This is a genomic window from Alteromonas macleodii ATCC 27126 (assembly GCF_000172635.2).
Taxonomy (GTDB): domain Bacteria; phylum Pseudomonadota; class Gammaproteobacteria; order Enterobacterales; family Alteromonadaceae; genus Alteromonas; species Alteromonas macleodii.
On sequence record NC_018632.1, the window covers coordinates 1,761,972 to 1,773,930 of the forward strand.

General features: G+C 43.3%; 10 protein-coding genes. 5 read left to right on the forward strand and 5 right to left on the reverse strand.

What is annotated here, in order from left to right; genetic code table 11:
• Positions 1–21: 21 nt before the first annotated feature.
• Positions 22–1,311 (reverse strand): glycosyltransferase, encoded by a 1,290-nt coding sequence (locus MASE_RS07555; RefSeq protein ID WP_014949147.1) that lies wholly within the window; start codon positions 1,309–1,311, stop codon positions 22–24.
• A 489-nt stretch (positions 1,312–1,800) separates the two neighbouring features.
• Here MASE_RS07555 and MASE_RS07560 point away from each other — a divergent pair, with 489 nt between their 5' ends.
• Positions 1,801–2,646, forward strand: a complete 846-nt coding sequence (locus MASE_RS07560) for an HDOD domain-containing protein (protein ID WP_014976262.1) — start codon at positions 1,801–1,803, stop codon at positions 2,644–2,646.
• A 39-nt stretch (positions 2,647–2,685) separates the two neighbouring features.
• Here MASE_RS07560 and MASE_RS07565 read toward each other — a convergent pair whose 3' ends face one another.
• The gene (locus MASE_RS07565; RefSeq protein WP_014949149.1) at positions 2,686–3,501 is read right to left on the reverse strand and encodes an acyl-CoA thioesterase; all 816 of its coding nucleotides are present in this window, start codon (positions 3,499–3,501) and stop codon (positions 2,686–2,688) included.
• Between the two features lie 169 nt (positions 3,502–3,670).
• Here MASE_RS07565 and MASE_RS07570 point away from each other — a divergent pair, with 169 nt between their 5' ends.
• Both MASE_RS07570 and MASE_RS07575 read left to right on the forward strand, forming a co-directional pair.
• A complete protein-coding gene (locus MASE_RS07570) occupies positions 3,671–4,993 on the forward strand; it encodes a spinster family MFS transporter (protein WP_014949150.1) in 1,323 nt (440 codons plus the stop codon).
• Between the two features lie 71 nt (positions 4,994–5,064).
• Complete coding sequence (locus MASE_RS07575; protein WP_014949151.1) at positions 5,065–5,877, forward strand: alpha/beta fold hydrolase; 813 nt, start codon at positions 5,065–5,067, stop codon at positions 5,875–5,877.
• Positions 5,878–5,946: 69 nt separating this feature from the next.
• Here MASE_RS07575 and glgC read toward each other — a convergent pair whose 3' ends face one another.
• Positions 5,947–7,233 (reverse strand): glucose-1-phosphate adenylyltransferase, encoded by a 1,287-nt coding sequence (glgC, locus tag MASE_RS07580; RefSeq protein ID WP_014949152.1) that lies wholly within the window; start codon positions 7,231–7,233, stop codon positions 5,947–5,949.
• Positions 7,234–7,985: 752 nt separating this feature from the next.
• Here glgC and MASE_RS07585 point away from each other — a divergent pair.
• Positions 7,986–8,531, forward strand: a complete 546-nt coding sequence (locus MASE_RS07585) for an SRPBCC family protein (protein WP_014949153.1) — start codon at positions 7,986–7,988, stop codon at positions 8,529–8,531.
• A gap of 76 nt (positions 8,532–8,607) precedes the next feature.
• On the forward strand, positions 8,608–9,762 hold the full coding sequence (locus tag MASE_RS07590; RefSeq protein ID WP_014949154.1) for an MFS transporter: 1,155 nt from the start codon (positions 8,608–8,610) through the stop codon (positions 9,760–9,762).
• A gap of 6 nt (positions 9,763–9,768) precedes the next feature.
• On the opposite strand, the gene MASE_RS07595 is transcribed toward MASE_RS07590, so the two are convergent.
• Together MASE_RS07595 and MASE_RS07600 are read right to left on the reverse strand one after the other, a co-directional pair.
• Positions 9,769–10,746 carry a transposase gene (locus MASE_RS07595; RefSeq protein WP_041693454.1) on the reverse strand — a complete coding sequence of 326 codons (978 nt, stop codon included), beginning with the start codon at positions 10,744–10,746 and terminating at the stop codon, positions 9,769–9,771.
• 314 nt (positions 10,747–11,060) lie between these two features.
• Positions 11,061–11,957, reverse strand: a complete 897-nt coding sequence (locus MASE_RS07600; RefSeq protein ID WP_014949156.1) for a hydroxymethylglutaryl-CoA lyase — start codon at positions 11,955–11,957, stop codon at positions 11,061–11,063.
• Positions 11,958–11,959: the final 2 nt, after the last annotated feature.

The window sequence follows — 11,959 nt, forward strand, 5'->3', positions numbered from 1 at the left end:
CCGCTAAACTAGTGGCTGCCGTTATTTGTTTTTTGCTTCAATCCACTGGCTCATGTACTTGCTCGCCGTCAGTGTTTGATGCCACAGCAAGCTTTGCATAAATAAACCGTTTCTATGCGTGTTAAGCGACTGTTTTAAACCAGTGATTTTTTCAATTAACGGCACTTCTGGCTGTTCGCTTTCAAAAGAGCTAAGTATTGTCGCCGTTAAGTTACTAGCGCTATCCCACGTAGACTTATCATTGTGAAGTGCCACAGCTTGTCTGACGTAGTCTTGAATAACCGCTGCGTCAGTTGTATTCGCGCTACAAAGCGCACCAGGCCATTGCGCTAGCTGCTTTGGATCATCGATTTCCTGTATATTGCTATTAGCAGTGATTGAAGCGGTTGAGGTGATACCTTCTGCGCCTATCCACGTGGTGATACTAGGAGTAGCGCAGCGCATCGCATCAATTAGTTTGCCTTTAATGCCTGCGCCAAATCGTAAAGGAGCGATCAGCGCCTTTGCACTCAACATTATAGACTCCACATTTTCGGCCCAACCTTTTACCAAAAAGCCTTGTTTTTCGTTGTGCAGTTGGGTGGCCTTTTTAGGCGGGTAAGCGCCGTATATGTGCAATTCTGCTTTAGGTAGCGCTTTTCTTATCTCAGGCCATATGCTTTGCTTTAGTTGCAGGACCGCGTCCCAATTAGGCGCATGGCGAAAGTTTCCAATATGAACAAAGTGCGCTCTTTCCTCAAAAGGAAGCGTCACGAGGGGCGTTTTTCCTACAACAAGAGGGTGGTATTGGAGCTGCGCTCTAGGTACACCGTAATGTTCCGTCAAAAGCGCCATTTCTCGTTTTGAAATTACTAATGTAAGGTCGCTTCTTAGTATTGCTGCAACTTCTCTTTGCGCCAATTCGCTATTTAACTGAGCAAGGCGAGCATCATTGTCCTGTTTTACCGCTTCGTGCCTAGCCTGACGCAGGCTGTGCAAATCTTCAGTGTTTAAAACTCGAAGTGCATCTGGGCACGCTTCTTTTACTCGCCAAGAAAATTGCTCTTCTGTCATGTAGCGGTCGAATATAACAACGTCAGGCTTTATATGCGCTATTTGGCTATTAAAAGAACTACAATTCAATGCCACAGAATGCACATCAACGCCTAATGCTGTAAGGTCTTCTTTATGGTCGCTATCGGTGGCAGCGGTCAGAAATGTCACATTGAAATCGGCAGATAAGCAACGCTTAATAATAGCTAACATATTTTGGCCCGCGGCCGAAGAATTTGGCTCAGGCCACACATAACCGATAACAGCGACATTTAACATGGATGGATTACAACTTTTGCTTTAAGAACTTTGCCATCAAGGGCATAGTAAATAGTGTGCAAATACTACCATAAATTTGAATTGGTCATTACAAAAGCAAGTGTTCCTTAGAAAATCTAATTCTTATGGGTAATTACCCTAAGTTTTTCTATGTATTAGAATTATTTGTATGTAAAAAGGGGCAAAAAGCTATAATACAGGCCTTCCAGAGATGCGCTGAATACACGAGTGTAGTGCGTATCAGCGGCGTTGCGTGAATTGTTGATGTTCAGCGTAAAGCAAGATTTTCAAATTGAAAATGAGCCCCGCGGTATCAAGGCTTATGAAGGATTTAGGTTAACTTAATGATTAGTAAAGAAATCATACTTTTTTACTAGTTGATACTTATTGACCAACTACATTTTTGTGCCTATACCTTAATGAACGCAAGGCGAATGGAGGTGCCTTCAACGCTACATTGACAAAGGCGGCATGAAAGAGAGTGCACGAATGAATTTAGATGAACTAGTTTCGAAAGCGGAAAACCTCTTTGTTTTACCTGATTCGGTAACTCGACTTAAAGCTTGTATGGATGATGAAGCTTCAAGCATTGACGACATCGGCGATATTATTGCTTTCGATCCGTCATTGGCAACGCAATTGCTAAGAGTAGCAAACTCAGCGCTCTATCGTTTTCCTAATAAAATAGACACCGTCACAAGAGCCATCCAGGTAGTGGGGACCCGCTCCACTTATGACTTGGCACTGGCTTATGGCGTAAGTCAAGCATTCAGTGATGTAGACGGTCAACGTATCGATCTCGACAAGTTTTGGGAGCAAAGTGTTTCATGCGGTCTTCTGGCAAAGTACTTTGCGGATATGCGCAATATTCGTGAGCCTGAGCGACTCTTTGTTTCGGGGCTGCTTCACAACATAGGCGAGCTGGTAACCGTTTCGGTTTTGCCTGAGTCGGCAACCCGTTGTCAGGCATTCAACACCAGAGTAAGTCCTGCTGAGCTTCAATTTGGAGTGCTAGGGTTCACGTATGCGGAATTATCGGCAAGATTAATTGAAAAGTGGGATATTCCAAGCTCTATTTATACGCCAATTGCCAGTATCCACAAAGAAGAGGAGGAGTCTGCTTCTACAGATGAGAAGATTCTACAACTCTCGTATGTGTTGGCACTCGATAACGTCAACCCTGAGATCTACCCGAGTTATCACAACTTAAAGCCAGAATTGCATGAGGCATTGTCGCTTAATCGCGAAGATTTAGAAGACGCGCTAGATATAACCAACCTGCAGTGTATTTCGGTAATTTCCCTGTTTAACCCTAACGCGTTTATGCTGTATTAATGTAACGTTTTTAACGTGCTTTTCGAAATGCCGTAGCGATCAGTCGAAAATCGCTACGGTTTGCCTACTGATGGCAATCACTTCATTATCCTTATCCCAAATCGTCGCTTCAGTATGGCCATAACCATCTGCAGCTTGTCTTGTGTGAGCTTTATAAGCAAACCAGTCTGTCGGGCTTACCGGCTTGTGAGGATGGATAAATTCTAAGTTCCAACTTACTGTACTGGCTGGTGCCGGAAGCTTCATCATTTGTAAAAGTGTAGGTGGCCATGCGTCGATCATAGTAATGATATGTGCATCAGTGATGGCTTCGGGGGGCTGCTTGAAGCGCATAAAGCCGTGATAATGGCTGGTTTTTCTGCGCGTAAATGGAATGCCGCCATCTTCAATTGCCAAATCAAAATAGCGTAAGAATTTAGGCGTAACTTTAGGTATTTGCGGGATGAACTTTGCTTTATTCGGCTGAGGCATGTCGTGTGTATCTGTATTCTCAACTTGAATACCTGACTGACGCGCAACACCAAAACAGGCTTGCGAAAAAACACAGCTTTTGCCGTCTTGAATAGCATGAGCGGTGAACTGAGAGACGTTTTTCCCTGTTCTAAGTAGCGTTACCTCGATAGAAAAAGGCGTTTCAAGAGATAGGGGACCAACAAAGTTAGTGGTAAAAGAGCGCAGCACGCGGTTATCAGTGACTTGCTGCTTTACTGCGGTGTAAAGCATACCGGCAGAAATTCCTCCAAACGCAGTTCGTCCCTGTCCCCACGTCTTAGGGATAACTAGTCCATCAACTTTCCATGTGTTTTCCGAAGTTTGAGATAATTGAGGAATATTGAGCAATTCATCTACTGTCATATTTGCTTGTCTGGTCTGATGAGTTAAGTGTTTGTCATCGTACCTTAAGCGCTATAGAACGAAAAGCCTCAGTTAGAAATTTTCGTTATGTTAACAAATAAGTAACAATTAGTTGTTTATTTTTTTGCCTAATGCATAGACTGAGCTATTGTCACTCAAAAGGACTGTTATGGCCCATACTCACGTTGAAGGTATTCCCGCTGCAGAAGCAGGAGCATCTAGAAGTTACCGGAATTACGTTCTATTCATATTAACCTTGGTGTATGCCTTTAACTTTATAGACAGGCAAATCATTGGGATTCTATCTCCTTTTATCAAAGCCGATTTGGGGTTAGATGACGCCCAACTTGGGTGGCTTAAAGGCATCTACTTTGCGCTACTTTATACCGTGATGGGGATCCCAATTGCATGGCTTGCCGACAGGTACAGCCGCGTTAATATCATTGCGATCTCTCTAACGCTTTGGAGTGGATTTACCGCTGCATCTGGGTTAGCTGCCAATTACATGCAGCTTGCCATAGCACGTATTGGTGTCGGCATCGGTGAAGCGGGTGGTAGTCCACCGTCCCACAGTATTATTTCTGACTTATTCCCTAAAGAAAAACGCGCGGGCGCGCTCGCAATATACTCTTTAGGTATTCCTTTTGGCGTTATGCTTGCGTTTTTTGCATCAGCGTTCTTTTTACAGGGCGGTTCTGCCGACTGGCGAACGGTAATGTACAGCGTGGGTATTCCAGGGGTGTTACTGGCTATTTTGCTTAAGCTCACGGTCAAGGAACCTGCCAGAACGGTCTCTTTACCAAGCGCAGATGATGCGAACAAGCCGAGTGTAAAGTCGTCTCTCAAGATGCTACTGAAAATTCCGACGTGGTGGGGAATGGCACTGGGTATTTCCTTTGGATCATTCGGTAACTATGCCATATCGACATGGGTAATTGATTACTACGTTCGCGCCTTTGCGGGTTTAGATATTACACAGTTGCTAATCGTTTTTGGCATTATCAATGGCACCGCCTATGCGCTCGGTGTATGGCTAGGAGGCTATATTGCTGATAGATGGGGTAAGCACAATAAAAAAGCTTATGCGTTATTGCCCGCTATCGCACTTATTATTGGTGTGCCGGCATTTTATGCATCGTTACAAGTGCAAGATTTGTGGTTATCAGTAGGGCTCATGGCGCTGTTGTTATTCACCAGTGGTTCATACCTAGGCCCAAGTTTTGCGATGGCACAGACACTAGCTCCAATAAACGTAAGAGCTATGTCGACAGCGTTGTTCTTCTTTGTATTGAACATCATTGCTCTGGGCGGTGGCCCAACGCTGACGGGTATTATTAGCCAAGCATTGGTGCCATCTTTAGGCGAGACGGAGGCATTGAGACAGGCACTCATCTACCTAGTAGTTCCTTACGCGCTTTCTATTGCCGTGTTCTTATGGACGAGCACGAAGATTGTAAAAGATTGGGAAATGGCAGAAGCCAGAGGCTTATAGTATTATCGAACTTTCATGCTAAGGGGCTGATTTAAAGCCCCTTTGTTGTTTGAGTATAAAGGAGTGTATTGGTGACATCGTCAGAGTTGAGTTTTCATTTTGCCCATGCAAATGGATTTCCGGCAGGTAGTTATAATGCGATGTTTTCAGCGTTACCTGATCACTTTCACCGTCTTCATGTTGAGCGCTTTGGACACGATCCTCAGCTTCCTGTGAATGGTAACTGGCGCAATCAAGTTCAAGAACTTATCAAGCATATAAAAAAAGAGAACAAGGATCCGCGAGGCGTTTATGGTATTGGGCATTCATTTGGTGCTGTAATTACCTACATGGCGGCTTGCGAAGCGCCAGAGCTGTTCAGAGGCATTATTTTATTCGATCCGCCACTTGTTGTCGGCCCGTTAAGTTACTTTTTTAAATTCGCGAAACACACGCCGTTAATTAACAAGCTAACGCCAGCGAAACTCGCGCAAACACGCAATACCAGTTGGCCAAGGAATACTGACATGGTGGCGTACTTTCACAGCAAAGCATTGTTTAGGGATATGGATAAACGATGCGTACGCGATTATGTAAAATCTGTAACCGCCTTGAAGGGGGACAATATTTCACTCACATTTCGTGCAGAAGTAGAAGCAGATTTGTTTCGCAATGTTCCGCACAATTTGGGTAAATATAAAGGAAAGCTTAAGTGTCCGGCCGTATTGGCGACAGGAAGCAAAAGTAACGTGTGTAAGCCAGAAATGTACTCGCGGCTTCTGAAGCATAATGCTATTGAGCATAGCGTGCTCGATGGTGGGCATATGTTTCCACTAGAACACCCTGAGCAGGTAGCGAGCTTTATTGAGCGTACATTAACGCAGTGGAGTCATGAGGCGAATTAAATATTACGGAGATTGATTTAAGCGTTTTAACGCCAAAATCAATCTCGCCATAACATTAGGATAAATGAGTTAGTCGTGCTTTCTAGGCTTGCTTAGTCCACCCACGGGCTGACCTAACATTTCTCGCGTCACCAGTACCACACCTTTTTCAGATACGCGGAATCCACGTGCCTTGTCTTGCTCGTGGTCGTAACCAATCGTAGTACCTTCAGGAATGACACAACCTCGATCAATAATCACCTTTTTCAGCTTGCAATGGCGTTTAATTTCCACATCAGGAAGAATTACGGCGTCCTCAATAAGGCCATAGGAATGTACGCGTACGTTGGAAAAGCAAATAGATGAACGAAGTGTAGAGCCTGAAATTATACAGCCCCCAGAAACTACGGAGTTAATCGCTTCACCACGTCTGTCGTGGTCTTCCCAAACAAACTTTGCTGGTGGCAGTTGCTCTTGGTATGTCCATATAGGCCATTTTCTATCGTAGAGGTTCAATTGAGGTACAGGAGCAACCATTTCCATATTGGCTTCCCAAAATGAATCGATAGTACCTACGTCGCGCCAATAGGCGTTGTCTCCGCCACTTTTCTCAAAAGGATAGGCGTATACAGGGTGGTCGGCGATGATTGATGGAATGATGTCTTTACCGAAGTCTCGCTGCGAGCCCATATTTTCAGCATCAACACGTAATTGCTCGAATAAAAACTCTGTATCAAACACGTAATTGCCCATAGATGCTAAGCAGCGCGTTGGGTCATTAGGAAGTGGAGTCGGGTTAGCTGGCTTCTCTTCAAATCCGTTAATACGATAGTTTTCATCAACCGACATAACGCCAAACGCACCCGCGGCTTCTCCCAAGGGCACTGACATACATGAAACCGTCATTTTTGCACCAGATTCTTTGTGCTTGGCCAACATATCACCGTAGTCCATACGGTATATGTGGTCGCCTGAAAGGATCATGACATATTTTGGAAGCTCATCACGAATGATATCTATGTTTTGGAAGACCGCGTCTGCGGTTCCTTCATACCAACTGTCGGAGAAACGTTGAGAAGCGGGTAGGATTTCTACAGATTCGCCAAGTTCTTTTTTGAAATGACCCCAACCGCGAACCAAGTGACGAATAAGAGAATGCGACTTGTATTGGGTAACCACGCCTATTCGACGGATACCTGAATTAACACAATTTGATAGCGGGAAATCGATAATTCTAAATTTACCGCCGAAATAAAGTGCCGGTTTGGCTCGCCAATTAGTGAGCTCGTGTAGTCTAGAACCTTTACCACCCGCGAGGATGAGCGCATATGTATCGCGAGTAAGGTTACTGATGTAACGAGAACTTTGATCTGCCATTTCCTATAAACTCCTGTAATAAAGCGACAACTGTGTATCGATAGAAATATAAAAAGAAAACGAAGTGTTGCGATTGACTGCGCTATGCATGATAGGCCTGATTGAACAGGCTTTCTTGATAACCTAAATCCATATTACACAAGATAATTTAGAATGACAGCGCGATTTTCATGCTTTGTGATGAAATGGTAAATGTTTTTAAAAAATTGTAGGTTGGGGGGCTCTCGCCCTTACAGAGACACCCACCCTAATTCCCTTAATCTCATCCAATGGCATTCAAATGTTGCTCTTACAAAGACACCCACCCCTATCTCTTATTATTAAGCTGGAATAGGCTTCTAGAATTAAAGTATTAGCATGACACCCATCGCTACTATGAGTTAGTTACTTAGTAAATTTGACGATAAAAAAGTTAGCGAGACACACAATTCAATTTCATCATGCGCATCCAGAAAAGACCCTCGATCAAAGCAAGTCACTGTGTAGACACCCATTTTTAAACTGTAGAAAGTTAGTCTACACTTTGCTCGATAAACGAAGTGGTTACTTCATGCATCATAAGGTTTTATTGCTGAGTGTCCTTTCTCGGTAACGCGAAAGAGAAGGCTCATAATAGTTATTTTGTGTATAAATTTGCTTTCAACTGCGTTAAACATGACGGGGTGGGTGTCTATCTAACAGTAAAATGAGCAAGAAAGATCTTTCAGTGACAAATGTTAATTAAATGTTATATTTAAAGGATCAATTCTTTTATGGAGTCTCAGATGGGAGCGTTAAAAAAACTCTTAATGGTCGTAGGTGTTGTTATAGTATTATTTGTCGCAACAAGCTTTTTTATTCCTAAAGATTACAGCGTTGAAAGGACAATTAATATTGATGCTCAGCCATCAGAAATATATCCCTATGTCGTTGATTTGAAAGAGTGGAAGAAATGGGGCGTATGGTTCAAGCGTGATCCTGATATGAAACTTGATTATTCAGGGCCTGATAGGGCTATTGGGATGCGTTCCGAGTGGTTAAGTGAAACCGAGGGAAATGGAGAAATGGAGATTACGCAACTAGAGCATAACAGACGTGTGATGTACCGATTATATTTTCCCGATTTTGACATGGGTTCATCGGGCGTCGTAGAAATTGAGCCCACAGAAAATGGTTCTCTTGTAACCTGGAGAGATGAAGGCTCGGTAGACAATAACCCTATAAACAAATATTTTGCTTTGATGATGGACAGCATGATTGGTCCGGATTTCGAAATGGGCCTAGAAAATCTCAAAATACTCGCTGAAAACGCTGGGTAGGGCATATAACTTTCTGATCTGACTGGATAAGTGCACCGTATATGTTCAATCGAATTGCGGTGCATGCTTACCTTCCATGAAACAAAAAAAATTACTTATTACAGGCCTTTCGCTTAATAAACTAGCCGACCTACTGATCTCTGCTAAAACAACCTTGACCGCACTTCTTATTAGCATCGGCGCACCAGTTTGGATGATAGGCTGGCTGGTTCCAATTAGAGAGTCGGGCGCGCTTCTGCCTCAAGTACTTATTAGCATTTATCTTCGAAAACATACTCAGCGGCACTTGGTTTGGCGTGTCGGTATGCTCACACAAACGCTTTCAGTTTTCTGTATGCTGCTCGCGGTCATTTTATTTTCAGGGGGCTTGGCGGGTACCTTGATACTTATTTCCCTTGTCTTCTTGAGCCTGGGTCGCTCTGCCTGCTCTCTTACCGTGAAAGATATGGAGGCTGACGTAGCTAAGAAAGGAGAGCGGGGTAACCTAATCGGAATTGCATCTACCGTTTCAGGCATGGTCACCCTTGTTATCGCTATACCTTTGGCAATTTACGACGGCTCTCTTTCTTCGAACGTGCTGCTGATAGTCTTGTGCGGGAGTCTTTTATCATTTGTTTTGACCCTTATATGTGTATGGCCTGTTAAAACGACGGTAGATGTGGGTGATAAAGAGGAAAAAGCGTTTAGTATTGACTTCGACGCCACGGTTTACAAATTCATTTTGGTAAGAGGGCTTTTCGTTCACTCAGCCTTGGTTGCGCCTTATTTCATGATAGAAAAAAATGGAGATGTAAAAGAGCTGCTTCCTATTTATATAGGAGCCGAAGCAACTGCTGCTCTTCTATCATCAATAATTTGGGGAAAGATTGCAGACAAAAGCGCAAAGTTAACCCTTCAAATTTCAGGGTTACTCGCGATAATTTCATGCATTGGTTTGCTTACATTGCAAACGACGACGATTGTAACCTCTGCACTGTTGTTTTTCTTGTTATCGGTATCCCATGCTGGCGTAAGAACCGGACGGAAAACATATAGTTTAGATGTTAAAGAAGGCCATGAAAGAACAGAGCTGGTTGGCTTCTCAAACACGGCTATAGGTATGATTTTATTAGCATTCGGTGCACTTTACGCTGCATTAACCTCTGTTTTAACCTTTTCAGTGGTTTATATTATGGCTGGCATGCTGTTACTGGCAATTATCACTACTGTTATCTTACCTGACGAGAAGTAGATTGGTTTAGTCAAAGCATATCGCTGCCGAAGATATTTTGGCCATTCGTTTTCTTTTAGTATTTGCTTGGAACTTCCGCATAGATGAACCGTCTCCTGCCGCGACTGAAAATACGTTTTCGAAATCACTGATAATGTGATGCCAATGATGTTGGCATACACCAAGAGGTTTTACATGTTGAATGGGTCTCGTTTGAGCGGCTGTCGAATCGGTGTCGCGCAACAGTTCGATTGACTGGTTAAGAAGATCGCAATAGTCATTCAACGTTAAATCTAAGCCGCGAGTGTTTCTACATCGTTGGTGGCTCTTTAATGGCATTAACCCTTTTATTGTCTTGTTTTGTGAAATACTCGTGTTCAATCTTTTATTAATGCTTGTGTGATATGAGTCTTGTAAGCCCGTTGCGACCTTTGCGCGTATAGGGTTTAAGTCAACATATGCCATACATGACAGTAGGGCTTTTTCTGTTAGCAATGCTTGTGAACGGAAGCGACCTTCCCAAAATCTGCCAGTACAATCGTCCTCTTCGTTTGCTTTTCTCGCAATATACTCGTTTAAATTTCTCATAAACCAGCTTATGTCGTAGAGCCTTTTTCTATACACATCAGCAGTACTTTTAACTGTCTCATACTCACTTTCGCTCAAGATTTCGCCCTTCATAAACTTTTGAGTGAGTACTGTTCCTTTGTGCATTTTATGCCATTGATGTAACACAGTTTGTAATGACCATGAGAGCGCTGCCTCTTTATTCACGCATAAAACGATATGGACATGGTTGCTCATAACAGCGTATGCACAAATATCTATCGCGAATACCCGGCTCAAAAATAACAGCCGTTGTTCTACCCACGATTTTCGATGCTCGTAACTAATTCTATTGTTTCGGTCGTACCCGCATAAGTAGCTACGGCGCACGCAGCGAGATATACAATGATAGTAGGGTGTATCTTTTAAACTAATGAGGGATTTTCTGCTTTGCGCCATGTTAGATAAATGCAAGGTAATTAGTCATTGTGTGACCTTAGCATTGTGAATATTCAGTTGTGACCTGACCGATGGACTTGTTTTGTTTTAGAAGAGACACCCAACGTAAGACTTTTCGATGAAAAGTAATGAATATTTGGAGAGACATCCATTGCAAAGTTAACTGGCTGAGCGTGAAAGAATGTATTTTTGAGTTTGTGCCTATAAACTTATAAAGACGCCCATTACATAAACGGTGATTTAAAGTGAGACTTCACAATTAGGGTGGGTGTCTTTCTTAGAGGGGGCGCATTGCCGCATCCCCCATCAGTTTTTTATTTTGCTAGAAGCGCATTAGCTGCTTTCGACACGGGAGAGCGGCCTAAAAGTTCTGAAATGTAAGAAGACGCTTTTAACAATTTCGCCATGTCTATACCTGTTGATATACCCATACCGTTCAACATATATAGGACGTCTTCAGTTGCAACATTCCCACTTGCGCCTTTGGCATACGGGCAGCCTCCAAGTCCTGCAACAGCTGAATCAATGGAAGAGATGCCATATCCAAGGGCAGTGTATAAATTCACTAGCGCTTGTCCATAAGTATCATGGAAATGGGCGGCAACTTTGCTGACATCAACCTCATTTAAGACGTCATCTAATAGCAGTTTTGTAGACATTGGTGTACCTACGCCGATAGTATCGCCAAGGGATACTTCGTAACACCCCATGTCAATAAGTTCCTTACTCACCTGTGTAACGGCACTAGGTGAAATTTTACCTTCATAAGGACACCCCATTACGCACGAAACGTAGCCCCTCACTTTGATTTTGTTTTCGCTTGCCAGGTCAAACACAGCCTCGAAACGCTTTAAGCTCTCGCTTATAGAGCAGTTAATGTTCTTTAGTGAAAAGGACTCAGAGGCAGCACCGAATACTGCAACCTCTTTCGCACCCGCTTCAATGGCTGCTTCCAAGCCTTTAAGGTTGGGTGTCAATGCAGAATAATGAATCTTGTCTTCGGGGCTAAGCGCCTTAAAAACCGCATCCGAGTTCGCCATTTGGGGCACCCATTTGGGCGATACAAAGCTTCCTGCTTCGATACGGTTAAGGCCAGTTTTAGAAAGAAGTTGAATAAGTTCAATCTTTTGTTCGGCGCTTAAGGCCTGCTTTTCATTCTGAAGGCCATCTCGAGGACCTACTTCAACAATACTCACTTCTTTAGGAAACATCA

Coding starts and splice junctions, on each gene's coding strand:
- MASE_RS07555 (WP_014949147.1), bottom strand. CDS start 1,311: ATGTTAAATGTCGCTGTTATCGGTTATGTGTGGCCTGAGCCAAATTCT.
- MASE_RS07560 (WP_014976262.1), top strand. CDS start 1,801: ATGAATTTAGATGAACTAGTTTCGAAAGCGGAAAACCTCTTTGTTTTA.
- MASE_RS07565 (WP_014949149.1), bottom strand. CDS start 3,501: ATGACAGTAGATGAATTGCTCAATATTCCTCAATTATCTCAAACTTCG.
- MASE_RS07570 (WP_014949150.1), top strand. CDS start 3,671: ATGGCCCATACTCACGTTGAAGGTATTCCCGCTGCAGAAGCAGGAGCA.
- glgC (WP_014949152.1), bottom strand. CDS start 7,233: ATGGCAGATCAAAGTTCTCGTTACATCAGTAACCTTACTCGCGATACA.
- MASE_RS07585 (WP_014949153.1), top strand. CDS start 7,986: ATGGAGTCTCAGATGGGAGCGTTAAAAAAACTCTTAATGGTCGTAGGT.
- MASE_RS07590 (WP_014949154.1), top strand. CDS start 8,608: ATGAAACAAAAAAAATTACTTATTACAGGCCTTTCGCTTAATAAACTA.
- MASE_RS07595 (WP_041693454.1), bottom strand. CDS start 10,746: ATGGCGCAAAGCAGAAAATCCCTCATTAGTTTAAAAGATACACCCTAC.
- MASE_RS07600 (WP_014949156.1), bottom strand. CDS start 11,957: ATGTTTCCTAAAGAAGTGAGTATTGTTGAAGTAGGTCCTCGAGATGGC.